23 protein-coding genes are annotated in these 24,709 nt (G+C 61.6%); 12 read left to right on the forward strand and 11 right to left on the reverse strand.

Going from position 1 to position 24,709, the window contains the following annotated elements; translation table 11 throughout:
* Positions 1-134 precede the first annotated feature (134 nt).
* The gene (parE, locus tag HGP16_RS04950) at positions 135-2,198 is read right to left on the reverse strand and encodes a DNA topoisomerase IV subunit B (protein WP_168838897.1); all 2,064 of its coding nucleotides are present in this window, start codon (positions 2,196-2,198) and stop codon (positions 135-137) included.
* Positions 2,199-2,401: 203 nt separating this feature from the next.
* On the opposite strand from parE, the gene HGP16_RS04955 reads away from it, so the two are divergent.
* From HGP16_RS04955 to HGP16_RS04970, 4 genes are all read left to right on the forward strand, one after another.
* A complete protein-coding gene (locus HGP16_RS04955; RefSeq protein WP_168838898.1) occupies positions 2,402-3,298 on the forward strand; it encodes an alpha/beta fold hydrolase in 897 nt (298 codons plus the stop codon).
* 139 nt (positions 3,299-3,437) lie between these two features.
* Positions 3,438-4,208: a triose-phosphate isomerase gene (gene tpiA / locus HGP16_RS04960; protein WP_168838899.1), complete on the forward strand. Its 771-nt coding sequence runs from the start codon at positions 3,438-3,440 to the stop codon at positions 4,206-4,208.
* 114 nt (positions 4,209-4,322) lie between these two features.
* On the forward strand, positions 4,323-4,850 hold the full coding sequence (gene secG, locus HGP16_RS04965; RefSeq protein WP_168838900.1) for a preprotein translocase subunit SecG: 528 nt from the start codon (positions 4,323-4,325) through the stop codon (positions 4,848-4,850).
* Positions 4,851-4,993: 143 nt separating this feature from the next.
* Complete coding sequence (locus HGP16_RS04970; protein WP_168838901.1) at positions 4,994-6,622, forward strand: CTP synthase; 1,629 nt, start codon at positions 4,994-4,996, stop codon at positions 6,620-6,622.
* A 40-nt stretch (positions 6,623-6,662) separates the two neighbouring features.
* Here HGP16_RS04970 and ftrA read toward each other — a convergent pair whose 3' ends face one another.
* Positions 6,663-7,715 (reverse strand): transcriptional regulator FtrA, encoded by a 1,053-nt coding sequence (ftrA, locus tag HGP16_RS04975; RefSeq protein WP_168839173.1) that lies wholly within the window; start codon positions 7,713-7,715, stop codon positions 6,663-6,665.
* Between the two features lie 65 nt (positions 7,716-7,780).
* Here ftrA and HGP16_RS04980 point away from each other — a divergent pair, with 65 nt between their 5' ends.
* The 4 genes from HGP16_RS04980 to HGP16_RS04995 all read left to right on the forward strand — a co-directional run bounded on the left by HGP16_RS04980 (position 7,781) and on the right by HGP16_RS04995 (position 11,857).
* A complete protein-coding gene (locus tag HGP16_RS04980; protein WP_168838902.1) occupies positions 7,781-8,173 on the forward strand; it encodes a rhodanese-like domain-containing protein in 393 nt (130 codons plus the stop codon).
* Positions 8,174-8,315: 142 nt separating this feature from the next.
* On the forward strand, positions 8,316-9,365 hold the full coding sequence (locus HGP16_RS04985) for a HoxN/HupN/NixA family nickel/cobalt transporter (RefSeq protein WP_168838903.1): 1,050 nt from the start codon (positions 8,316-8,318) through the stop codon (positions 9,363-9,365).
* 86 nt (positions 9,366-9,451) lie between these two features.
* Positions 9,452-9,985, forward strand: coding sequence for a FecR domain-containing protein (locus tag HGP16_RS04990; protein WP_168838904.1), 534 nt, complete (start codon positions 9,452-9,454; stop codon positions 9,983-9,985).
* A gap of 12 nt (positions 9,986-9,997) precedes the next feature.
* Complete coding sequence (locus HGP16_RS04995; protein ID WP_168838905.1) at positions 9,998-11,857, forward strand: CHASE2 domain-containing protein; 1,860 nt, start codon at positions 9,998-10,000, stop codon at positions 11,855-11,857.
* Positions 11,858-11,883: 26 nt separating this feature from the next.
* Here HGP16_RS04995 and HGP16_RS05000 read toward each other — a convergent pair whose 3' ends face one another.
* Entirely contained in the window at positions 11,884-12,483 is a 600-nt protein-coding gene (locus HGP16_RS05000) for a LysE family translocator (RefSeq protein ID WP_168838906.1), read from the reverse strand.
* A 100-nt stretch (positions 12,484-12,583) separates the two neighbouring features.
* Between HGP16_RS05000 and HGP16_RS05005 the strand changes: the two genes are divergently transcribed.
* Positions 12,584-13,459: a LysR family transcriptional regulator gene (locus HGP16_RS05005; protein WP_168838907.1), complete on the forward strand. Its 876-nt coding sequence runs from the start codon at positions 12,584-12,586 to the stop codon at positions 13,457-13,459.
* A 23-nt stretch (positions 13,460-13,482) separates the two neighbouring features.
* On the opposite strand, the gene HGP16_RS05010 is transcribed toward HGP16_RS05005, so the two are convergent.
* A complete protein-coding gene (locus HGP16_RS05010; RefSeq protein WP_168838908.1) occupies positions 13,483-14,571 on the reverse strand; it encodes a citrate synthase/methylcitrate synthase in 1,089 nt (362 codons plus the stop codon).
* Positions 14,572-14,655: 84 nt separating this feature from the next.
* Between HGP16_RS05010 and HGP16_RS05015 the strand changes: the two genes are divergently transcribed.
* Positions 14,656-15,786 carry a citrate synthase gene (locus tag HGP16_RS05015; protein ID WP_168838909.1) on the forward strand — a complete coding sequence of 377 codons (1,131 nt, stop codon included), beginning with the start codon at positions 14,656-14,658 and terminating at the stop codon, positions 15,784-15,786.
* Between the two features lie 29 nt (positions 15,787-15,815).
* On the opposite strand, the gene HGP16_RS05020 is transcribed toward HGP16_RS05015, so the two are convergent.
* Positions 15,816-16,187: a VOC family protein gene (locus tag HGP16_RS05020; RefSeq protein ID WP_168838910.1), complete on the reverse strand. Its 372-nt coding sequence runs from the start codon at positions 16,185-16,187 to the stop codon at positions 15,816-15,818.
* A gap of 31 nt (positions 16,188-16,218) precedes the next feature.
* A complete protein-coding gene (gene tehA / locus HGP16_RS05025) occupies positions 16,219-17,220 on the reverse strand; it encodes a dicarboxylate transporter/tellurite-resistance protein TehA (RefSeq protein WP_168838911.1) in 1,002 nt (333 codons plus the stop codon).
* A 304-nt stretch (positions 17,221-17,524) separates the two neighbouring features.
* On the opposite strand from tehA, the gene gnd reads away from it, so the two are divergent.
* On the forward strand, positions 17,525-18,550 hold the full coding sequence (gene gnd, locus HGP16_RS05030) for a phosphogluconate dehydrogenase (NAD(+)-dependent, decarboxylating) (protein WP_168838912.1): 1,026 nt from the start codon (positions 17,525-17,527) through the stop codon (positions 18,548-18,550).
* Positions 18,551-18,619: 69 nt separating this feature from the next.
* Here the strand turns inward: gnd and glp are convergent, their stop codons facing one another.
* The 5 genes from glp to HGP16_RS05055 are packed head-to-tail and all read right to left on the reverse strand — an operon-like array spanning position 18,620 to position 24,108.
* Positions 18,620-19,846 (reverse strand): gephyrin-like molybdotransferase Glp, encoded by a 1,227-nt coding sequence (glp, locus tag HGP16_RS05035; RefSeq protein WP_168838913.1) that lies wholly within the window; start codon positions 19,844-19,846, stop codon positions 18,620-18,622.
* A 3-nt stretch (positions 19,847-19,849) separates the two neighbouring features.
* Complete coding sequence (gene moaC / locus HGP16_RS05040) at positions 19,850-20,344, reverse strand: cyclic pyranopterin monophosphate synthase MoaC (protein ID WP_168838914.1); 495 nt, start codon at positions 20,342-20,344, stop codon at positions 19,850-19,852.
* A 1-nt stretch (position 20,345) separates the two neighbouring features.
* Entirely contained in the window at positions 20,346-21,161 is an 816-nt protein-coding gene (gene trpC, locus HGP16_RS05045; RefSeq protein ID WP_168838915.1) for an indole-3-glycerol phosphate synthase TrpC, read from the reverse strand.
* Between the two features lie 6 nt (positions 21,162-21,167).
* A complete protein-coding gene (trpD, locus tag HGP16_RS05050; protein ID WP_168838916.1) occupies positions 21,168-22,190 on the reverse strand; it encodes an anthranilate phosphoribosyltransferase in 1,023 nt (340 codons plus the stop codon).
* Positions 22,191-22,215: 25 nt separating this feature from the next.
* Positions 22,216-24,108, reverse strand: a complete 1,893-nt coding sequence (locus HGP16_RS05055) for a peptidylprolyl isomerase (RefSeq protein ID WP_168838917.1) — start codon at positions 24,106-24,108, stop codon at positions 22,216-22,218.
* 180 nt (positions 24,109-24,288) lie between these two features.
* Here HGP16_RS05055 and HGP16_RS05060 point away from each other — a divergent pair, with 180 nt between their 5' ends.
* Positions 24,289-24,570 carry a hypothetical protein gene (locus HGP16_RS05060; protein ID WP_168838918.1) on the forward strand — a complete coding sequence of 94 codons (282 nt, stop codon included), beginning with the start codon at positions 24,289-24,291 and terminating at the stop codon, positions 24,568-24,570.
* Positions 24,571-24,709 lie beyond the last annotated feature (139 nt).

The raw sequence follows: 24,709 nt of genomic DNA on the forward strand, positions 1-24,709 counted from the left end.
CCGAACGGTTAAATGGTGACATCCAAGGCAATGCCGCCATCTATGCATCCGTCGATGACGCGCTCGTAACGGATATTCGACAATCCAATAAAATATCGGGGATGGAGATATGCCACGGCGATCCGTTGGGATTGTCAGATATCCAGATCCTCGGCAAAAGCGGCCCGCTCCTGAATGAAGCGGAAGCGCGCCTCGGCCTTGGTGCCCATCAGATTATCGACGGCATCGCGCGTGCCTTCGAAATCCACCTCGTCGATCTCGACGCGCAGTAGGGTGCGCTTGGACGGATCCATCGTCGTTTCCTTGAGCTGGGCCGGCAGCATTTCGCCCAGGCCTTTGAAGCGGCTGATCTCGACTTTGCCTCTGCCCTTGAATTCCGTCTCCATCAGCTCAAGACGATGGGCATCGTCGCGGGCGTAGATGGATTTCGAACCCTGCGTGATCTTGTAGAGCGGCGGGACGGCCAGGAAGAGATGGCCCTGGCGGATGAGCTCGGGCATCTCCTGATAGAAGAAAGTGATGAGCAGCGAGGCGATGTGCGCACCGTCGACGTCGGCATCGGTCATGACGACGATGCGCTGATAGCGAAGGTCTTCCTCGCGATATTTCGTGCGCGTGCCGCAGCCGAGCGCCTGGACGAGATCGGAAATCTGCTGATTGGCGGACAGCTTTTCGCGGCCCGCGCTGGCCACGTTGAGGATCTTGCCGCGCAGCGGCAGGATCGCCTGGTTCGTGCGGTTGCGTGCCTGTTTGGCCGAGCCACCTGCCGAATCGCCCTCGACCAGGAAGAGTTCGGCGCCTGCCGCGGAATTTTGCGAGCAGTCGGCCAGCTTGCCGGGCAGGCGCAGCTTGCGCACGGCTGTCTTGCGGTTGACTTCCTTTTCCTTGCGGCGGCGCATGCGCTCTTCGGAACGCTCGATCACCCATTCCAACAGCTTTTCGGCCTCGGCCGGATTATCGGTCAGGTAATGATCGAAGGGATCGCGCAGTGCATTTTCGACGATGCGCTGGGCTTCGACCGTTGCAAGCTTGTCCTTGGTCTGGCCGACGAATTCAGGCTCGCGGATGAAGATCGACAGCATGCCGACGCCCGAGATCATCACATCGTCGGTGGTGATATTGGCCGCGCGCTTGTTCTGGGTGAGATCGGCGTAGTTCTTCAGGCCCTTGGTCAGTGCGATGCGGAAACCAGCTTCATGCGTACCACCTTCCGGGGTCGGAATCGTGTTGCAATAAGAGTGGATCTGCGGGTCGCCGCCATACCAGGTCATCGCCCATTCGAGCGAGCCGTGGCCGCTTTCCTTCTCCGTCTTGCCGGCGAATATCTCGCGGGTGACGGTGAACTCGTTGCCCATCGTCGCCTTGAGGTAGTCCTTCAAGCCGCCGGGAAAATGGAAGACCGCCTTTTCCGGAACGTCGGCACCTTCGGGCGCAAGCTCAGGATCGCAAGTCCAGCGGATCTCGACTCCGCCGAACAGGTAGGCCTTGGACCGGGCCATGCGGAAGACGCGGGCCGGATCGAAACGGGCGTGATCGCCGAAAATCTGCGGGTCGGGATGAAAACGGACGCGGGTGCCGCGCCGGTTATGCACATCGCCCAGTTCTTCCAGGCCGCCGACGGGCAGGCCACGCGAAAAGCGCTGGCGGTAGAGCTTGCGGTTGCGGGCGACCTCGACTTCCAGATCGTCCGACAGCGCGTTGACGACGGACACACCGACGCCGTGCAGGCCGCCCGATGTCTCATAGGCCTTGCCGTCGAATTTGCCGCCGGCATGCAGCTTGGTCATGATGACCTCGAGCGTCGACTTGCCGGGCACCTGCGGATGGTTTTCCACAGGAATGCCGCGACCATTGTCCGTGACGGTCAGGTAGCCCTGCCGGTCGAGATAGACCTCGATGAAATTAGCATGACCGGCCACCGCCTCGTCCATGGCGTTGTCGATGACTTCGGCGAAGAGGTGATGCAGCGCCTTCTCGTCCGTGCCGCCGATATACATGCCGGGACGCATGCGCACGGGCTCAAGCCCCTCGAGAACGCGGATCGAGCTTGCGCCGTATTCTTCCGCAGAAGATGTCGCCGGCGCGGCGCGCGGCGCCGGAGCGGCTGCCGGCTTCTCAGCCTTTGCAACAGGCTTTTCCACCGCTTCCGGTTTCGGGGAGCGGGGCAGTCCGGAGAAGAGATCGTTGCTGTTATCCATAGAACTTCAAGCTGCTAGATTTGTCCTGGAGGGGCCAGATCCCTTTATTGTCGCATTTATGGCCGGTATTCGCGAATCACCGTGATTCTGCCAGAAACGACGCACAAGAGCGATGGCGCCCCAAAGCGGGGCAGATTCAAAAGAGATTTGCGTTGCCGGGTGACGAATGGCAAGCCCGATGTCCGATCGGAGGAAGTGTCCGCATGCCAATGTCCACAGCTCATTTGCCCATCCTGTCCGCAATAGCGGGCATTCTGCTTCTGGCGACTGCCCAAGGCGCCGCCGCCGACATGTTGAAGCCCTTCAAGGACGAGCTGTTTTCCAACCAGACCGTCATCGAAAGCCACGACAATGGCGCGTTCCAGACGATCGATTACCAGGAAATGCGGGATATCAACGGCCGCGACCAGGTTCCGGAAAAGCGGGTCAAGCCCGCCTATGTCGACACCGGCATGCGCTGGAAGGCGCAAGAGGACGAAACCTTGCAACTCGGTGACCGCAAGGTCGACGTCACCCGCATCGGCCCGGCATCGAAGCAGTCCTTTACCGTGATCTTCATCCACGGTCGCGGCGGTGACCGCCGGCTCGGCTCCAACGACTATACGTTCGGCGGCAATTTCAACCGGCTGAAAAACCTCGCCTATCGCAATGGCGGCACCTATTACGCGCCGAGCGTTAGGGGTTTCGACAGCAACGGGGTTGCCGATATCGCCGCGCTGATCCGCTACTCATACGAGCAATCGGGCGGCAAGCCGGTGATCCTCACCTGCGCTTCCATGGGCAGCTTCGTCTGCTGGGGCATTACCCGCGATGCCGATAGCATCAAGCGCCTGAAGGGCATGGCGATCCTGAGCGGGGTGACCGATCCGGATTTCACCAAGAGCGCCTTCTACAAGGCAAGGCTGCCGCTCTGGTTCACGCATGGCAGCAAGGACCCCGTCTACGCCGCGGCGGACCAGCAGGCACTGTTCGAGAAACTCTACAAGGCGCATTATCCGGCGCGCTTCACGCTTTTCGAAACCGGTAACCATGGAACACCCGTGCGCATGACCGATTGGCGCAAGGTGCTCAACTGGATCGTCGATCCGCAGGCATCGTAAAGCGCTCCCGCAATTCGAACTATTTTCCGGGTAAGCATTTTTTCAAACGATTTGAACCGTTTCGTCTGCATTCGATAACTTTCCTTTCCTCCTCCTTTTTGTTAGTCCGACTGATGGAGTTAAGGGGGAGACAACCTGGATGACGAAGACCATACGGCCGCTTCTGGCCGGAAACTGGAAGATGAACGGGACGCGCGCGAGCCTTGATCAGATCAAGGCGATCGCTGACGGCGTCAAGGCGCCTCTGTCTGAGAAGATCGATACGCTGCTCTGCCCCCCGGCCACATTGCTCTATGTCGCGACCGCACTTTGCGACGACAGCCCGCTCGCAATCGGCGCCCAGGATTGCCATCAGCAGGTCAGCGGTGCCCATACCGGCGATATTTCGGCCGAGATGATTGCGGACTGCTTCGGTACCCATGTCATCGTCGGTCATTCCGAGCGCCGCAGGAACCACGCGGAAAGCGACATGCTGGTGCGCGCCAAGGCGCAGGCCGCGCACGATGCAGGGCTCATCGCCATCATCTGCATCGGCGAGACCGCCTATGAGCGGAATAGCGGCCAGACGCTGGAGGTACTGAAGCGAGAGCTCGTAGGCTCCATCCCGGATGGCTCTACGGCACAGACGACCGTGATCGCCTATGAGCCCGTCTGGGCGATCGGCACCGGTGTCGTTCCGACCCAGGAAAATGTCGAGGAGGCACATGCCTTCATCCGCGCCGAGCTCATCGAGCGCTTCGGCAAGGAGGGGGCGAGCATGCGAATCCTCTATGGCGGATCAGTCAGCGGCGCCAATGCACGCGACCTTCTGGACGTTCCCCACGTCAACGGCGTGCTGGTCGGCGGGCAGAGCTTGAAAGCCGCCGACTTCCTCGCCATTTATGCCGCATTCGAACGGCAGTTCGCCTGAAGCAACAACTTGCCCGGTATTCCAGTCCTAAAGGGGCTTGGAATAGGCGAGAGCCTCATGTAAAGAGCCGCGAGCTTTTCTTTTTAATGCCCGCCCGCGGGCGGGACTGGATCTATGCAAACCGTACTGCTTGTTATCTATCTCATGATCGTCGTCGCCCTTATCGGCGTTGTGCTGATTCAGCGCTCTGAAGGTGGCGGCCTCGGTATCGGCGGCGGATCGGGCTTCATGTCTGCACGCGGTACGGCCAATGCGCTGACGCGCACCACGGCCATTCTGGCAGCGCTGTTCTTCGCTCTTGCGCTCGGCATGAATGTGCTGTCGCGTTTCGAAGCCCGCCCGACCGACGTTCTCAATCGTATCCCGAGCACGGCGGGCCAGGGCAACGGCATTCTCGATTCGCTCGGCGGCCAGAAGAGCCCGGCGCCGGCGACCACCCAGCCGAAGCCGGCCGACAATAGCGGCGTTCCGAACGGTGGCGCCGTCGCTCCGCAGTCGCAGGCGACACCGCCCGCAACGACGAACCAGCCTGCCGCCACGGCGCCGGCTCAACAGGCTCCGGCCGCGACCGGTCAGCAGACCGCGCCGGCGACAACGACTCCCGCGCCAGCCGACAACGGCGGCGTTCCGACCGGTAAGTAATTCCGGTCGCCGAAGATCATCCCCGGCAGGTCCCTGGATCTGCCGGTTTTGTTTTGTCCATATTCCGCGTTCTGTAGCCAAAATTCCGGAAACGAATTTTAGGGCTAGCGGAATCATTTGTGAAAAGGTATCCGGTGACTCCCATGGCGCGATATGTATTCATCACTGGCGGCGTGGTTTCTTCCCTCGGAAAAGGAATTGCGGCTGCGGCTCTCGGAGCGTTGTTGCAGGCTCGTGGTTATCGAGTCCGCCTGCGCAAACTTGACCCCTATCTGAACGTGGATCCGGGCACGATGAGCCCGACCCAGCACGGCGAGGTCTTCGTCACCGACGACGGTGCGGAAACCGACCTCGATCTTGGCCACTATGAGCGCTTCACCGGCCGCTCGGCCACCAAGACCGATAACATCACCACCGGTCGCATCTACAAGAACATCATCGACAAGGAACGTCGTGGCGACTATCTGGGCGCCACCGTCCAGGTCATTCCGCACGTCACCAACGAGATCAAGGATTTCGTTATCGAGGGCAATGACGAGTATGATTTCGTCATCTGCGAGATCGGCGGCACCGTCGGCGATATCGAAGCCATGCCCTTCATGGAAGCGATCCGCCAGCTCGGCAACGATCTGCCGCGGGGCACGGCGATCTATGTCCACCTGACGCTGATGCCCTACATCCCGGCCGCCGGCGAATTGAAGACGAAGCCGACGCAGCATTCCGTCAAGGAGCTGCAGGCTCTCGGCATTCACCCGGATATCCTGCTCGTGCGTGCGGATCGCGAGATCCCGGAAGCAGAACGCCGCAAGCTTTCGCTGTTTTGCAACGTCCGCCCCTCGGCCGTCATCCAGGCGCTCGACGTCGCCAATATCTACGACGTGCCGATGGCCTACCACAAGGAAGGCCTCGACAACGAAGTGCTGGCCGCTTTCGGCATCGAGCCGGCCCCGAAGCCGCGTCTCGATCAGTGGGAAGAAGTCTGCAACCGCATCCGTACGCCTGAAGGCGAGGTGACCATTGCCATCGTCGGCAAATATACCGGCCTGAAGGATGCCTATAAGTCGCTGATCGAGGCACTTCATCACGGCGGCATTGCCAATCGGGTCAAGGTTAACCTCGAATGGATCGAGTCCGAGGTCTTCGAAAAGGAAGATCCAGCGCCTTATCTCGAGAAGGTTCATGGCATTCTCGTACCGGGCGGCTTCGGCGAGCGCGGGTCTGAAGGCAAGATCCTGGCTGCCCGCTTTGCGCGCGAGCGCAAAGTGCCGTATTTCGGCATCTGCTTCGGCATGCAGATGGCTGTCATCGAAGCGGCCCGCAATCTGGCAGGCGTCGAACAGGCCTCATCGACCGAATTCGGACCGACGCCGGAGCCGGTCGTCGGCCTGATGACCGAATGGCTGAAGGGCAACGAATTGCAGAAGCGCACGGCATCCGGCGATCTCGGCGGCACCATGCGTCTCGGCGCCTACAATGCGGCCTTGAAGAAGGGTACGAAGATTTCCGAAATCTACGGTTCCACCGATATTTCGGAGCGCCATCGCCACCGCTACGAGGTCAATGTCGATTACAAGGACCGGCTGGAAGGTTGCGGCTTGACCTTTTCGGGCATGTCACCAGATGGCATCCTGCCGGAAACGGTCGAATATGCGGATCATCCATGGTTCATCGGCGTCCAGTATCATCCGGAGCTGAAGTCACGGCCGCTGGAACCGCACCCGCTGTTTTCCAGCTTCATCGAAGCGGCAACGGAACAGAGCCGGCTGGTGTAGAGCGTTTCACAGAAACGTTGAATCGCTCTACCTTTTTGATTTACGCAATTCCGGACGGAAAACCGCTGGGCACTTTTCCTGGAATTGCTCTAAGAACAGCAAATCGCTTGCGGTAGTCGCTCGGGCTCACCGCAAGCCTCTCCCGAAAATGATGGCGCATGGTGGCGAGCGACCCAAATCCGCTCGCCACCGCCACATCATCAAGCGAAATAGCTGTCTGCTTTTCGAGCAGATCGCGGGCGCGGCGCAACCTCTCACTTAACAGCCATTCGCCCGGCGACATGCCGGTGGTCGCCTCGAAGCGGCGCTGGAAAGTCCGTACGCTCATTCCGGCTCGCGCCGCAAGCACAGCAACGGGCTGGTCTTCCTGCAAGCGCTCGCGCATCCATTCGAGCAAGGGACCTAAGCGTGCTCCCTCGCGCTGTCTGAGAACCGGGGTCTCGATATATTGCGCCTGGCCGCCTTCGCGATGCGGCGGCACCACAAGGCGGCGCGCGACGCTATTGGCGATATCAGGTCCGAAATCCCGGCGGACGACATGCAGGCAGAGATCGATGGCGGCGGCACTGCCGGCGGCTGTCAGCACGCTATCCTCATCGACATAAAGAACATCGGCATCGACTGATATGTCCGGGTAACGCGCAGCGATGGAATCGACGTAGCGCCAATGCGTGGTCGCCTTTCGGCCCGCAAGCAATCCGGCGGCTGCAAGGACTGCGACGCCCGAGCACAGCGACATGATACGGACGCCGCGGCGGCTGGCTGCCTGCAGCGCGGCGATCAGCGGGGCGGGGACAGGCGTCCCGATGCCGCGCCATCCCGGCACGATAATCAGATCGGCATCGGCAATGACATCGAGCCCGTGATCGACCTGCACCGTCAGTCCACCGGCGGCGCGAAGGAGGCCGTCCTCGATCGCGCAGGCGGAAAAGCGATACCAGCCGTCGCCCATCTCCGGGCGCGGCAGGCCGAAGATCTCGTAGGCAACGCCGAATTCGAACGTGCACAGCCCGTCATAGACGAGGGTGACGACATGCGGGCCGAGAAGATTTGGGTTATCGGAGTTTGGCATGATGTTGATGCTATATGGCATTTCGGCCAATTTCAACTCCGGGATCGCTCAGGCATGAATGCACCGAACCAAAGAAGGAGCGTTCCATGTCCCTAGTCAGTGAAATCCCCGCTGCCGCCTCGAACCTCGTTGCGGAACATTATGCCCGCAGGCTTGCCTTCGAGACCGATTGCTCCGATGTGCGTCAGGCCATGACCTCAGGCAATCCGGATTTCGTCCTGCTTGATGTTCGCGGTCCAGCCATGTTCCAGGAGCAGCATATTCCCGGCTCGATCAATCTGCCGCATGGCAAGATGACCGCGCGGAAGATGGCGGAATGGCCTGACGATACGCTGTTCGTCGTTTATTGCGCCGGCCCGCATTGCAACGGCACCGACAAGGCGGCCTGGCGACTGGGCACGCTCGGCAAGCGCGTGAAGGTCATGATCGGCGGCATGACCGGCTGGGCGGACGAGGGGCACCCATTCGAAAGAGGCTAGCAGGCAAAGAGGACAACCCGGCGCCTGCCGGGTTTGCCCATTTTTATGACACTGCGAAAAACTTCGGCACCTACGTCATTTGACTGTCGCGCCGCTTCTCGTTCCGTGGCACTGTGCGAGTAAGCATAACGGGAACAAAAGTATGATCCTCAATCCATTTGACGATCGAGCGGAAAAGCCGAAGGCCAAGATCGCCATCACTTTCACGCTGCTGATCGCGTTCAACATTGCCGCATGGATATGGGCCTGGCTCGCTTTCGCTGACAGGCCATCGCTGCTGGGTATTGCGCTTCTTGCCTATATGTTCGGGCTTCGCCACGCCTTCGATGCCGATCACATCGCCGCGATCGACAACGTCGTGCGCAAGCTGATCCAGGAAAGGAAGCAGCCCTATGCGGTCGGCTTCTTCTTCTCGCTCGGCCATTCCTCGATCGTCGTGATCGCCTCGATCCTGATTGCCGCGACCGCGGCCGCCATGCAGAGCCAGCTCGATTCCTTCCACGATATCGGCGGCGTCATCGGCACCACCGTATCGGCCGTGTTCCTGCTACTGATCAGCATTGCCAATCTCTTTGTCCTCAGAGGCGTATGGTCCGCCTTCAGGCGGGCGCAGAGGGGCGAGAGGATCGCGGACGAGGATCTCGATACGCTGCTTGCCGGCGGCGGTTTTCTGGCGCGCATATTCCGGCCGATGTTCAAGGTCGTCACCAGCTCCTGGCATATGTATCCGATCGGTTTTCTCTTCGGCCTCGGCTTCGACACCGCGACGGAAATCGGGCTTCTCGGCATTTCCGCCGCCCAAGCCGCGCAGGGCATGTCCTTCTGGACCATCCTCGTCTTCCCGGCGCTCTTCACCGCCGGCATGTCGCTGATGGATACGCTCGACAGCACGCTGATGACCGGCGCCTATGGCTGGGCCTTCGTCAAGCCGATCCGCAAGCTCTGGTACAATCTGACGATCACGGCGGCCTCGGTCGTCGTCGCGGTCTTCATTGGCGGCATCGAGGCGCTGGGGCTGATCTCCGACAAGCTCGGCCTCGAAGGCGGCTTCTGGAGCTTCATCGGCGAACTCAATGACAATCTTGCCAATTTCGGCTTCGCCGTCGTCGGCATTTTCCTGCTGAGCTGGCTGATTTCGACCGTCCTCTACAAAGCCAGGGGATACGACAACTTGCAGATCGATCGTTCATGACGCATCATCGCCCCCAGGGATCGAGCATGCCGTGACTGGAAATCGCCGTTCGCCGCTCCAGTTATACGCGATGAGGGGCCAGAATCATGATCCATGCAAGCAATATTCGCAACCTGGCGTTGTTAATTGGCGCCTTGTGCATCATCAGCGCCGGCACCGCCTCCTCGCAACCCGTCGCGAATTGTCCGTTGCGGCCCGCTGTCAGCGCCGAGCGCCAGACGTTGAATTGCGAAGCTGGGCTTAGCATCACCGTCGAGCGCGGCGCGCACTACCGGCTCGCGGACCGCAACCGTGATGGCCAGGTGGATGCTCTTGTGCTCGACAGCAAGGCAGCGCTGATCGATGTGGATGCCGGTCGCATTCAGGGCGGATTCGAGGTGGTAACGCCACAAGCAATCGCCGCCGTGCGCGGCACACGATGGGCAGTCGACGTGAAACGCGCCAACACATCCGTGCTGGTCTTGCGCGGCCGTGTCGCGGTCAACAAGGTATCGACCGGGCAGGGGGTTACGCTCGGCCGAGGGCAAGGCGTCGACGTCGACCGCAGCCGCTCCCCATTGCGTGTCACCCAATGGGGACAACCGCGCATAAACGCTTTGATGGCTCGCCTCGGCCAGTGAGACCCGGACGCCATGCGCAGACCACCGCTGCAGACGCTGATTGCGCTTCTCTTGACTGCCGTCTGGGGATTGGGCCTCGGCATCGCGCATCTGCGCGGTGACATTCCCTTCGTCGACAACGCCGAAGCGACGTTGACGAACCTCCGCAATACACTCGGCGGCAGCCACCCACCACCCGATCTCGTCACGATCGTTGCCATAGATGATGATACGTCGCGCGTGGCGGGGCACTATCCCTTGTCGCGCACCACGCTCGCCAGGATCATCGATGCCATCGGCGCGTTGGGGCCGAAAGCCATTGCGCTCGACCTGCTTCTGCTCGATTCCGGCGACGAGGCCGGCGATTCCGCGTTGGAGCAATCGCTGAAGCGAACGAAAGTCGTGCTGGCTGCGGCGGGCATTTTCCCCGAAAGCCGACAGCGTGTCGTTGACGACAGCAGGGAACCTCTCGCCCGCGTGCCAAGCGCACTGCAATTCCTCCAACCGCAGCAGCGGTTCGCCGATGCCGCAAGCTATGGTGTCGTCAATGTGCAGACGGACAAGGCGGGAACGCCGCGTTTCGTTCCGATGCTGTTTCGCAGCGGCGAGCGAATCGAGCCGTCCTTTTCGCTGCGCGTCGTTTCCGCTGCAACCGATGAGCAGACAACCGTCATCTCCGATCGTATCAAGATCGGTGACCGGTCCATCCAGACCGATACCGGCTATCTCTTGCCGCTCTCTTTCTACGGTCCGCGCGGCACGATCCGCACCATCAGCGCCAGCGCGGCGCTCAACGGGCAATTGCCGGAAGCTGCGATCAAGGATCATGTCGTCGTCATCGGCGCAACCGTTACCGGTGGCGGCGATGTCTTTCCGACGCCTTTCGATCCCGTTCTGCCGGGTGTCGAGGTTATCTCCACCTCGATCACGCATCTGATTGCCGGAGACGGCCTGGTGCGCGACCGCAACATTCGCTTCATCGATCTCTATTTCGCCGTCGGTTTGCCGCTGCTCGTCGTCGGCCTTCTCTCCTGGCAACGCAGCACCTTCGGCCTGATAACAGCTCTCGGCGTCGTGCTCCTCTGGTTCGCAGTCAATGTCAGCGCTTTCAAGCATGGGATCTGGCTGAGTGCCGCCCTGCCGATTGCCGCGACCGTCCCGACGGCGCTGCTGTTTGGCACTGTACAGCTTTGGTTCGACCGCAGGCGGGCCACGCGCTTCGCCAAGCAAAGCGAACTCCTGCAGCGCATCGAGGCGCCCGGTCTTGCCGAACATCTTGCCCGTGATCCCGATTTTCTAGCAAGCCCGGTGCATCAGCAAGCCGCCGTCGTCTTCATCGATATCAACGGTTTCACGGGGCTCAGCGAAACGATCGGCCCGACGGCCGTGCGGGAACTGCTGAACGGCTTTTACAATCTCGTCGACGAGGAAGTGACTGCATGCGGCGGCGCTATCACCAGCTTCATGGGCGATGGAGCGATGATCCTTTTCGGCTTGCCGCAACCGAAACCGAGCGATTCCGCCGATGCGGCGCGCTGTTGCATTCGTCTGGCCGCGCGTATGAGAGGCTGGCTCTCGGCCATGCCGGAGACGGTCGCATCCCGTATCGGCTTCAAGATCGGCGCGCATTTCGGCACTATCGTCGCCTCGAGGCTGGGTGGTGGGGGTCGCCAGCAGATCACGGCAACCGGCGACACGGTCAACATCGCCAGCCGACTGATGGAGGTCGCCGCCAGCCATCGGGCGGAGGTCGCTCTCAGTGACGAGCTGTTGCTCTCAGCCGGCCGGGACAGCACCCCTTTCAAGGAGGGGAACCTCCATGGCCCGATCGATACAGGCTTGCGTGGCCGCGCCGGAACATTGACCATATGGCTCTGGCGCAGCCGGACGTGATCACGCCGGCCTCGACGTGTCAGCTTTCATTCATGCCACATCGGAACGATCGAAATCACCAGGAGGCAGGCGAGGGAGACGTTGACCGCGCGCCATTGCCACGCGGTTTTCAATAGGCGCCCGAGCATTTGTCCGAGAATGCACCACACGGCGAGCGAGAAAGCCGCGACGAGACAGAAGGTCACACCGAGCAGGATCGCAAGTCTGACGGGACTTTCCGCCAGCGCGGCGAAAGAAGCGGCAGCACCCATGGTCATCGCCCAGCCCTTGAGATTGTGCCAGAGCATCCAGAGACCGGCGAGGAAGCCGGTGGGCCTCGCCATTTGCCCGGCCTCGCTCGGCGGGCCGCTCCCGCCGATGCGGACGGCAAGCCAGATCAGGTAGAGCGAACCCAGCGTCTTCATGCCGATCTGCAGCACCGGCAGGGCCAGCAATACGCCGCCAAGCCCCGCGGCCGTCGCGCCGGCCATGGAGCCGAGGCCGACAGCAAAACCGGCCATGACCGGTACCGACCGGCGAAAGCCGAAATGCGCGCCGGACGCGGTCGCGAGCGTCGTAGCACCCCCTGGCGTTATGGTCGAAACCAATGCGAAGAGGATCAGCGGCAACAGGGTTTCGACAGTCATCTCCAGCCTTTCTCGATTTTGAGACAAGGGATAGAGATATGGCCTTCATCAGCAAAACGAATATTGAAGGATCGTCGCATTAGCATTTATAATGCGAGCCATGATCCGGAATTTCGATATAGCCCTTATCCGAACTTTCGCTGCTGTCGCCGACAAAAGCAGCATGACGGTTGCCGCCAATATGCTGCATATGACCCAGGGTGCCGTCAGCCAGCAGATCAAGCGATTGGAGGACATGCTTGATTGTGCCCTGTTCGAGCGGGATAGGCGCGGATTGCGGCTGACGGAAGCGGGGGAACGATTGCTCGGCAAGGCCCGCCGCCTGCTGGCATTGAACGACGAAATCTGGGACGACATGACGGAGAGGAGCGTTCGCGGCAGCGTCCGGCTCGGTGTTCCCTACGATCTCGTGGGAGCAACGCTGGCACCCGTACTGAAGTTCTATGCCGAGCGTCATCCGCATGTGGAGATTTCGCTGGTCTGCGCCTCGTCGCCGGAGCTGCTGGCGGAATTGGGGAAGGGAACCGTCGACCTCTGCGTGGTGGAGGAACCTTTTGGTCCGTCACAAGGCGAATGCCTTGGTGCCGAGCGGCTTGTCTGGGTGGGTGCAAAGGCGGGAAATGCCTATCGCAAGGTGCCTCTGCCGATCTCGATGGTGGCGGACACCTGTGCCTTTCGGTCATCCGTCTTTGCCGCACTCAGCAAGGATGGGTTGCGCTGGCGGACTGTTTTCGAGAACGGCAATATCGAGGCGACCACGGCGACGGTGCGCACGGATCTGGCAGTGACTGCCTGGCTCGCTTCCACCGTTCCGGCCGATCTCGATATCCTCACCGTCGAGCAGGGACTGCCCGAATTGCCGGTCTTTGCGATCAACCTGCATTTGCCCAAGGGGGGCGCAACACCGCAGGCTCTGGAGCTTGCCCGCCACATCCGCGAGGGCATGATGCGGCCGCGCCAATCCGCGGCCGCCTGAATTCCATCAGATATCAGACCTGCCTATGCCGCCTTCGGAAGAGGGCCGACATAGCGCGACTGCGGCCGGATAAGGCGCCCATCGAGCGTCTGTTCGCGCGCGTGGGCGATCCAGCCGACCGTGCGGCCGATCGCGAAGACGCCGGTAAAGGCGTTGCGCGGGAAACCGAGCGCATCGAGCAACAGGGCGGTATAATATTCGACATTGACGTCCAAGGGCCGATCCGGCTTGCGCTCCTTCAGCAGGGCCAGAGCCGCCGCCTCGATCGCTTCCGCCAAGGCGATGCGTGCGGCATCCGCCTGTCCGCCCGCAAAAATCGGCTTCAGCGCCGTCTTCAAGGCATCGGCACGCGGATCGCGGACGCGATAGATGCGATGACCGAAACCCATCAGCCGCTCGCCATGATCGAGTGCCTGCGACAGCCAGGCGCGAGCGTTTTCGGGCTTGCCGACACCATCAAGCATATCGAGAACCGGGCCGGGGGCGCCGCCATGCAAGGGACCCTTGAGGGCGCTTATTGCCGCCAGCACGGAGGAGGTCAGGCCCGCATGGGTCGAGGCAATGACGCGCGCGGCGAAGGTCGATGCGTTGAGGCCATGATCGGAAATCGTCACCAGATAGGCATCGAGACCCGCCGTCTGCTCCGCCGTCGGAACGCGGCCTGTCAACATGCGCAGGATGTCTGCCGATTGGGAAAGCGATGCATCCGGCTTGATCGGCGTTTCGCGCCGCTGCAATCGCAACACGGCCGGCAGGAAGACAGCCGGCGCTGCCATCAGGCGGACCGCCGTCGCAAAGTCCTCGCCGTCGCCGAGGCGCGCCAGCAAGGCGCGTACGGCATCGACCGGCGGCAGTGCGAGCACAGCCGCATCGGCAGCCTCGACATGCGCGAAGAGCGCAAGGCGGGCCACGCCGAGCTGTGTGCGGATGGAGGCTGCGTCGATATGCTCGTCGAATAGGCCATCGAGCAACAGCGCCGCGACATCTTCGAAGCGGCTGGTCGCCACCAGATCATCCAGCGACACGCCGCGGATGATCAGACGACCGGCTGCGCCATCGACGTCGGACAGCTTGGTTTCCGCGGCAATGACGTCTTCAAGACCACTTTTCATCATCGTTCTCCTTTGACTATCCGATTAGATCGGGCCTATTTTTATTGACGTCAATCTTGACGCAATTGATCAATGTGAGGGATGATGAGCTGGCTGACGGCGGAGCAGGCGCTGAGCCTGCTGGGAACGAAACCACAGACGCTATACGCCAATGTCAGCCGCGGTCGCATTCGTGCGAAGCCGGATCCCGCCGATACGCGGCGCAGCCTCTATTTTACCGACGACGTGAAGCGACTGGTCACCCGCCATGCCGGCCGGCGCAAGACGGAGGCAGTGGCGGCCGAAGCCATTCAATGGGGCGATCCGGTCTTGCCATCGGCGCTGTCGACGGTTTCGAACGGCAGGCTCTTCTATCGCGGCAGGGATGCGGCATTGCTTGCCGAAAGCGCTGCTCTGGAGGACGTCGCGCTGTTGCTTTGGGACATGAAGCGGCCGTTACGCTTTGAGCAAAACGAGGCGCGGCCAAGACCTCCCTCGTTGAATGCTGCTTTCTCTGCCCTTGCCGAGCGCATAATGGGCGACCTGCCGTCACTTGGACGCTCGCTTCCAGCCCTGCAGAAGGAGGCGGAGAGCGTATTCGACACCGTGGCCGAAGCCTTGGCCCCCGGCGCATGGGACGAACCGCTGCATCGACGTCTTGCCGCCGCCTGGAATCGTCCCGATGCGAGCGATCTGATACGCCGCAGCCTCGTGCTGCTCACCGATCATGAATTGAATGCTTCGACCTTCACCGCACGGATCACGGCGTCCGCGGGAGCGACATTATCCGCCGCCGCTTTGTCCGGCCTTTCCACGCTGACGGGTCCTTTGCACGGCGGCGCATGGCAAAGCGTGCGCTCGCTGATCGCCCGGGCGGCCGTGACGGGCGCGGAGGAGGCGGTTCGCGGCTATCTCTCGGAGGGCCGAGCATTGCCGGCCTTCGGCCATCAGCTTTATCCGGATGTCGATATCCGTGCCGAGGCGCTGCTGCGCTGCTTTACGCTTCCACCGTTATTTGCTGGGGTTCGCGATGCCGGCGAACAGCTGGTCGGCGAACGCGTCAATGTTGACTTCGCTCTGACGGCGATGACCCATGCCTATCATCTCCCGGAGGATGCGCCGTTGATCATCTTCGCGCTGGCGCGGACGGTGGGCTGGCTCGCACATGCCATGGAGCAGGCGACCAGCGGCCGATTGATCCGGCCGCGTGCGCGCTATGTCGGCCCGCCGGTATAGTGATTTTACCAGGAATGCGGCGTCGCCACTCAGCTCACCGGCAAGTGACAAACGGCTTCGATGTTGTGGCCATCCGGATCGAGGATGAAGGCGCCATAGTAGTTCTCGTGATAGTGAGGACGAAGCCCGGGAGCGCCGTTATCGATGCCGCCGGCCGCAAGGGCCGCTTGGTGAAATTCATCGACAATCTTCCTGCTGCCGGTAGCGAAGGCTATATGCGCGCTTGTCTGCGGTGAATTACGCTGGCCGATCCAGAAGAATGCCTTCGGTTTCGCGCCATAGCCCGCAAAGGTTTCGCCTTCCGAGTAAAGACGTTCGATACCGAGAGGGCGCAATGCCGCGTCGTAGAATATTTTCGAACGTTCCACATCGAGAACGCCGATCGTCATATGGTCAAGCATGCCGTCCTCCCAATAGCGTTCTTGAGCTTCCCTAACCCTGGCCGACCGCACCGGCGTCGCGGTCGGCAAGTTCGACCCAGCCGATCGCCAGCCTGCGGTTGGCAATCATCCAGATCGTTGCCAGTGCGATCAGAGCGACGACGAGGTTGGCAACAACAAAGAGCATCGGCGCGAGCTGCGTGACCGGCCCGACATCGCCGCGCTCGACCAGCCGCATGGGAGCGGTCGCCAGTGCTGTCGCACCGAAGGTGAAAGCCCAATAGGCAGGACTGAAGCCTTCCTTGGCGATCCAGGGTAGGAGGCGCAGCATGATCAGGGCCTGCAGCAGGCCATAGCCGATCATGGCATGCACCAGCATGTCGGGAGAGCCTTTCGTAACGCTGATATAGGCGAGCGCACCGACGGCCGGCGGCGCCAATTGAATTCCAAGGGTCGGCCTCAGCGGCGGAGCCAGTGCCGGTCCCGTCAACAGGCGGTGCAGCAATGCCGACTCGATGGCAAGCCAGGCAAAGAAACCGGCGCCGAAGAAAAGCTGAGCCCATTCGGGAAAACCGAGGGCTGCGCCGACGATGGCGGTGACGAAGCTTCCCGCGACACTCGGCAGGTAGAGCACGGCGGTCGTCGTGGCGATGTCGCGCTCACCCTGCCAGAGACCGCCGGTACGCCAGACGGAGAATGCGAGCGTATAGACGGCGCCAAGCAGGAATATGGTTTCGGCACCGATGCGCGAATAGGGCAACAGCCCTCCGGCGACCAGCATGGTCGCTACACCAACTAGGCCGATGAAGCAGCACTGAACGGGATGCGCCACCTCCTTGAGGGCTTCGTCGCGCGCGACCATCCATTTCAGCGCATAAAGCACGATCAAGACCAGCCAGACGGCGAGGCTGACGAAGGTCAGCGCTTCTCCAACGACCGTCGGCAATTGCCAGATGCGGGCACCGACCCGCCAGGCATTGGCGAGGCCGGAAAGCCCTAGAACCATACCGAAGAACGCGGCGGGAATGAGCGGAAGTTTCAGAGACGCAGCCATATGCCTCCTTTGACGCTCCACGGCGAGCGTCGGCCTAAAGAGAATGTGCAAAGAGCGGGATCGATGCTAAATCGATCAACGCGAACAGAGGGGCAAAATACAGCTTTCCTCAAGACCGGCAAAGCGTGATCATCGCAAAAAGCGGGAGGTTTCGGCTGGCGATATCACAGATGCGTGAACGTGCGAATTTTTCCGTGCTGCCGAGCCAGCGCATAGCTCGCCCGTCATTTGTTCATTGGAAAAGATTGCCAAATGTCTTTATTGAGTACTCAAAACGATTAAAACCGTCCTAGGAGACTGAAATATGCAAATCGGTATGATTGGCCTCGGCCGTATGGGCAACAACATGGTGCAGCGCCTGATGAGGGGCGGTCACAGCGCGGTTGTTTTCGATGCGCGTCCCGAAAGCATTGCGGGGCTTGAACAGCTCGGCGCCACCGGCAGCAAGTCGCTCGCCGATTTCGTATCGAAGCTCGCGAAGCCGCGCGTCGTCTGGCTGATGCTGCCGGCCGCGATCGTCGATCAGGAGCTGGCGGCGATCGCTCCGCTTCTCGAGGAGGGCGACATCGTCATCGACGGCGGCAACTCCTATTACCATGACGACATCCGCCGTGCCGAAGAGTTGAAGCCCAAAGGCATACATTATGTCGACGTCGGCACCAGCGGCGGCGTCTTCGGCCTCGAGCGCGGCTATTGCCTGATGATCGGCGGCGAGAAAGAAACGGTCGAGCATCTCTCGCCGATCTTCGCAACGCTTGCTCCGGGTGTCGGCGACGTAGCTCCGTCGAAGATGCGCTCCGAAGAGGCCTCCAAGAACAGCACGGCGGAGCAGGGCTATCTGCATTGCGGCCCGTCCGGCGCCGGCCACTTCGTCAAGATGGTCCATAACGGCATCGAATACGGACTGATGGCTGCCTATGCCGAAGGCCTGAACGTGCTGCATCATGCCAATATCGGCAAGCAGACCGCCGAGAAAGACGCCGAAACAGCGCCGCTCTCGCATCCGCAATACTACCAGTATGATCTCGACATCGCTGAAATCTCCGAAGTCTGGCGCCGCGGCAGCGTGATCACCTCCTGGCTGCTCGACCTCACCGCCGACGCCCTGCATGGCGACGCAGCGCTCTCGCAATATGCCGGCCGCGTTTCCGATTCCGGCGAAGGCCGCTGGACGATCTCGGCTGCTATCGACGAGGGCGTTCCGACCCCGGTGCTCAGCGCAGCGCTTTACGGCCGCTTCGCCTCGCGCGGCAATGACGATTACGCCAACAAGGTTCTCTCCGCCATGCGCGCCGGCTTCGGCGGCCACCACGAGAAGCCGGCGAAGTAATTAACTGGCCTATCGATCTGATGATTGCGAGCCGGGTGGGTCAAACCTCCCGGCTTTTGCCTGCCCAGCTCAATCCAAAAGGTTCGGCCGCAGCAATATGACCGGCGTGGGCGAGCCCACTTCAAGCTGCGATGCGTGTGGCGGGCGGACGACCAGACAGTCGGCGCGCGAAAAGACCTTCATCATCGACGAATCCTGCTTCGAGAACGGTTCGGCGAGCCAGCCGCCGTCGTCAGCCTTCGTCAGGGTCGCGCGGACATAGTCCTGGCGCTGATCGTTCGCCGCAAAGGTCACGGCAGCGCGCGCTACTCCCTCACGCTTGAGCGGCGGCAAGGATGCAAGCTTTCTTATCAACGGCTCAAGAAAAAGCAGGCCGCAGACGAGGCTGGAAACGGGGTTGCCGGGAAGGCCGAGGACATGCATCTCGCCGAGGCTACCGACCATCAAAGGCTTGCCGGGACGCATGGCGATGCGCCAGAAATCCAGTTTCATGCCCGCAGCGATCATCGTCGCTCGCACCAGGTCGTGATCGCCAACCGAGGCGCCGCCGAGCGTGACGATGATATCGGCCTTGGCCACCTGCGCACGGCCGATGGCAGCGGTGATCTCGTCGCTGTCGTCGGCGACGATGCCGAGATCAAGCACATGGGCGCCGGCATTACGGGCGAGCGCGGCGATGCCGAATGTGTTCGAAGCGATGATCTGCGAAGGGCCTGGTTCATTGCCGGGGGTCACAAGCTCGTCACCTGTCGCGAGAATCGCCACCAGCGGCCGACGATAGACATCCAATGCCGGATGGTTCATGGCCGCAGCGACGGTGAGCCGAGAGAAATCCATGACCGTACCGGCGGGAAGCACAGCTTCGCCTTCCAGGAAATCCTGGCCGCGCGGGCGTATATGCTGCCCTTTGCGCAGGGGATAGGTCGTGCGGATACCATCGCCTTCCAGGCGCTCGGCATCTTCCTGCAGGAGTACCGAATCGGCACCCGCTGGAACGGGTGCGCCGGTGAAGATGCGAACCGTTTCGCCCTTGCCGACGATTCCTTCGAAGGCATGACCGGCAGCGGAGGCGCCGGTGACCCGCAGCTCCGAACCCGGCGTTGCCGCATCGTCGAAGCGCAACGCATAGCCGTCCATCGCCGAAGCATCGAAAGGGGGCTGGGTAAGGCGGGCGGTCAAATCAGCGGCTAAGACCCGGCCCTCAGCCACATCGAGCGGAACGCTCTCAAGGCGATGGATCGGCGCGGCACTATCCAACAAGCGCGCTTGCGCTTCGGCAACGGGCAATAGGCTCATCTGTCATGCCTCGGGATGGCGGAAATCTCCGGATTTGCCGCCTGATTTCTCCAACAGTGTGATTCCGCCGATTTCCATGCCCCGATCGACGGCCTTGGCCATGTCATAGATCGTCAGGCAGGCGACGGAGACTGCCGTCAGCGCTTCCATTTCGACGCCGGTGCGGCCGGTCAGCTTTGTCGTCGCCGTGACGCGCAGGCCGGGCAGGGCGGCATCCTCCTCGATATCGACGGCAACCTTCGTCAGCATGAGGGGGTGGCAGAGTGGAATGAGATTGCTCGTCTGTTTCGCCGCCATGATGCCGGCAAGCCGCGCCGTGCCGATGACATCGCCCTTCTTGGCGTTGCCGTCACGAATCAGCGTCAATGTCTCCGGCTTCATTCTGACGTAACCGGCGGCCGTGGCGCTGCGCGCAGTCTCCGCCTTGTCGCCGACGTCGACCATATGCGCTTCGCCGGAAGCGTCGATATGAGTAAGACCGGCCTTCTCAGTGCTCATTTCACTCGGCCGCCAGAATGCCGGTTTCGCCGTTCAGCAGCAGCTTCGTCGCCGCCGTCACATCATCCTTGCGCATCAGGCTTTCACCGACGAGGAAAGTGGTGATGCCGACTGATTCGAGGCGCGTGCAATCGGCATGGGTGAAGATACCGCTTTCGCCGACCAGCAGCCGGCCCTCGGGAACCATGGCAGCCAGGTTTTCGCTGACCGCGAGGCTAATCTCGAAGGTGCGCAGATTGCGGTTGTTGATGCCGATCAGCGGCGACGACAGCTTCAGCGCGCGCTCCATCTCCTCCGCATCGTGAACCTCGACCAGCACATCCATGTCGAGGCCGAACGCCTCGTCCTGAAGACGCTCGGCATCATCATCGGAAAGCGACGCCATGATCAGCAGGATGCAGTCGGCACCCCAGGCGCGGGCTTCCTGCACCTGATAGGTATCGAACATGAAATCCTTGCGCAGCGCCGGCAGCGAGCAGGCGGCGCGGGCAGCCGTCAGGAATTCCGGAGCGCCCTGGAAGCTCGGCGTGTCGGTCAGCACAGAAAGACAGGCAGCTCCGCCCGCTTCATAGGCCTTGGCGAGGGCAGGCGGGTCGAAATCCGGGCGGATCAGGCCCTTCGAGGGGCTCGCCTTCTTGATCTCGGCTATCAGTCCGAAAGCGCCGGCATCCTTCTTGGCGAGGAGCGCCCTGTGGAAACCGCGCGGCGCGGATTGCTCGGCCTGCATCGCCTTGAGATCGGCAAGAGAGAGCTTGGCCTTGGCAGCGGCGATCTCCTCGCGCTTATAGGCCTCGATCTTTTGAAGGATATCGGGCATGACGTCCTAGTCCTCTGCTTCCTCGTTGGAAATGGCAACGAGCTTTTCCAATGCAACGGCTGTGGCGCCGCTGTCGAGCGAATGCGCAGCGAGCTTCATGCCATCATGGAGCGTTTCCGACTTGCCGGCAATAACCAGCGATGCGGCGGCATTGGCGAGCGCGATGTCGCGATAGGCATTCTTTGCGCCGCCGAGCACGCCCCGCAGCGCCGCCGCATTGGCAACGCCGTCTCCGCCCTTGAGGTCGGCAAGGTCGGCATGCTGCAGGCCGAAGTCGGCCGGCGTCAGTTCAAAGGTGCGGATCTTGCCATTCTCAAGCGCGGCGACGGAGGTCTTGCCGGTCGTCGTGATCTCGTCCAGACCGTCGCCGTGCACGACCCAGACGCTTTCCGCGTCGAGATCCCTCAGAACCTCGGCCAGAGGCAGTACCCATTGCGGCGCGAAGACGCCCAGCAACTGCCGGCGCGCACCGGCCGGGTTCGAAAGTGGGCCAAGGAGGTTGAAGATCGTCCGCGTGCCGAGCTCGACGCGCGAAGGGCCGACATGGCGCATCGACGAATGGTGCAGCTGCGCGAACATGAAGCCGATGCCGGCTTCGCGAATGCAGCGGGCGATCGTCTCCGGCCCGATATCGAGCTTGATGCCCAATACAGATTGCGTATCGGCGGTGCCGGCCTTTGAGCTTTGAGCGCGATTGCCGTGCTTGGCAACTGGCACGCCCGCGCCGGCAACGATGAATGCCGCCAGCGTCGAGATATTGTAGGTGCCGACGCCATCGCCGCCCGTGCCGACGATATCGATGGCATCAGCCGGGGCTTTCACCGGCAGCATCTTGGCGCGCATCGTGGTCACCGCGCCGACGATCTCGTCGACGGTTTCGCCGCGCACCCGCAGAGCCATCAGAAATGCGCCGATCTGAGACGGCGTGGCCTCACCCGACATCAGGATTTCGAATGCCTGCCTGGCTTCGTCCCGCGTCAATGCCTCGCGATTGGCGACCTTGGCGAGGAAAGGCTTCAATTCGCTCATCGGCTATCCATCCTCCCGACCGGGCCTAGCGTGACATCGCCTGTTCGGCGAGGCTCTGGTTGACCGTGACGGTATATTTGCCCTGCAGCTGGCTGACCATCTGATCGAGTATGTCGTCGCCGGCGGCGTTGGCGATCTGCGCGACCTGTTGATCGTCGTTGCTCAGCGCATCCGTGGTCGGATTGTCGTTGACATCGGTGACCTTCAGCAGGATCTGCGTCGTATCGTCGGCGCCGACGGCGTTGGCGACTGCGTCGACCGGGCCGGAGAAGGTGGCTGCGATGCCGCCACGGCCCAGAACAGGATCGTCGGTCGAGCGCTTGATGCCGGTCTTGTTTTCGACGGCGATGCCGAGCGGCGCGGCGATGTCGGCAAGCGACTTGCCTTTCTGTGCTTCCTGCTTCAGCTCGGCCGCCTTGGCGGCGAGCGCGATCTTCTGCTGTTCGGCAGTCCAATCGGCAACGGCCTTTTCGCGCACTTCCGCAAGCGGGCGGTCGTGATCGGGCGTGATATTCGTCACATCGTACCAGATATAGCCGTCGTTTCCGACCGTCAGCGGCGCCGGGTTGCCACCCTGATCGGCCTTGAAAACTTCCGGAAGCAGCTGCTGGCGTGCCGGCAGGTCCTTGACCTCGCTGCCATTCTGATCGAGGCCGGTCTGGTCGATTGCATCGATAGTGACCAGTTTCAGCTTCAGCTGCGATGCTGCTTCCTGCAGCGATGCGCCGGAGCCACGCAGGTCCTCGAACTTGTCGTGGACGCTGGTGATTTCGTTGGCGGCGTTGCTGAGCGCAATCTGCTTGCGGATATCTTCTTTGACCTCGTCGAAATTCTTCGCGGTTTCATTTTTCACGTTGGTCACGCGCAGGATGACCGGGCCGAACGAACCGTCGACGACGGGGCTCGTGCCGCCTTCCTTGGTGACGGCAAAGGCGGCTTCGGCCACGGTCTTGTCCGGAACCTGGTCCTTGGTGAAGGTGCCGAGCAGCACATCCGAGGGCTTCTTGCCCTGATCGGAGACCAGCTGGTCGAAGGTCGTTCCGGTCTTCAGAGCTTCGGCCGCGGCGCTGGCGAGATCCTTGTTGGCGAAGGTCAGCTGCTCGATCGTGCGCGTCGCCGGCGTCGTGAAGCTGTCCTTGCGCTTGTCGAATTGCGCGCGCACCTCGTCGTCGGACACGCTCGCCCGATCGGCGATATCCTCGGCCTGCAGTTTCACATAGCCGAACTTGCGATATTCTGGAGCGCGATACTTCGATTTCACGCCGTCGAACCACTTCTGCAGGACATCGTCGGCCGGCGCCTTGACGGGGTCGATGTTGGCATTGGTGAGCAGCAGATAATCGATGCTGCGGTTCTCGTCGTGATATTGCTTGACCGCGTCGACCAGGGCCTGCGGTGCGGTAAAGCCGTTCGATACCGCCTCGACGATCTGGCTGCGGATCGCAACCTTGCTGCGCTCCTTGATGTAGTCGTCAGGCGAAATGTTGCTGTTGCGGAGCAGCAGGTCGAACTTCTGCCGGTCGAAAGAGCCGTTCGGTGCCTTGAAGGCCGGATCGTCGCCGATCAGCTTGGCCAGCCGGTCCTGGGAAAGACCGAGGCCCATATCGGCGGCAAGCTGGTCGAGCGAGGCGCCGGCGACGAGCTGCGCCACCGTCTGCTGTCCGATGCCGAAGGCGCGGGCCTGCTCCGGCGTGATCTGCATGCGCAATTGCTGGCTGATCGCCTGAATCTGGCGGCGGTAGGCAAGGCGGAATTCATTGGTATCGATGTGTTGATCGCCAACGGTGACAACAGTATTGCTGCTGCCGCCGGAGATGAGGGACCGCTCGACGCCCCATACACCGAAGGCTGCCGCAAGAAGAAGCAACAAGCCCTTGGCAAGCCAGGTCTGGGCGATTTTTCTCAGCACGTCGAACATCGGAAAGCAAACCTCGTCATCATCAAGTCTTCGCACGCGGGCGAAACAATCGGAGTTCCTTAGAACAATCCGAACCGGAATTGAAGAGCCACTGGGGAAATCGCCGGACAGCATGCGAGCGCGCCGGAACCTTTGACGGGCAGCGACGTTCTACGAACCAGAAGACATAAGGAGCACACGATGGCAGAGACTAAATCAGCTTCCGCCCAATCTTCTTCCGCGCGAGTACAGACTGAAATGGCAATGGAGGACCTTGCCGCTCAGGTCGCCGCGCTACGCGAAGATCTCTCGAGGTTGTCGCAGAGCATGGCAGCCGTGGGGCAGGGAGCGAAATCTGTCGTCGCGGAGGAAGCCCAGGAGATCACGGAGCAGTTGCGCGAGAGAGTTCGTGAAGAGCCGATCTTCATGGTCGTTGCCGCAGCCGGCATCGGCTATCTTATCGGCCTTCTCAGCCGACGCTAGCTTCGGACCGAACTCTCAACGGGTGGGCGGCCCCCTACGTGCCACCTCTGCTGCGAAACTGCCGAAAAGGCGCGGGCGATTCGTCCGCGCCTTTTCAATTGCCTATCTGTCGCCGACGATCGTTCCTGCGCGCGGGCGT

Origin of the sequence: Rhizobium sp. P40RR-XXII, assembly GCF_012641405.1 — a bacterium.
GTDB lineage: Bacteria > Pseudomonadota > Alphaproteobacteria > Rhizobiales > Rhizobiaceae > Rhizobium.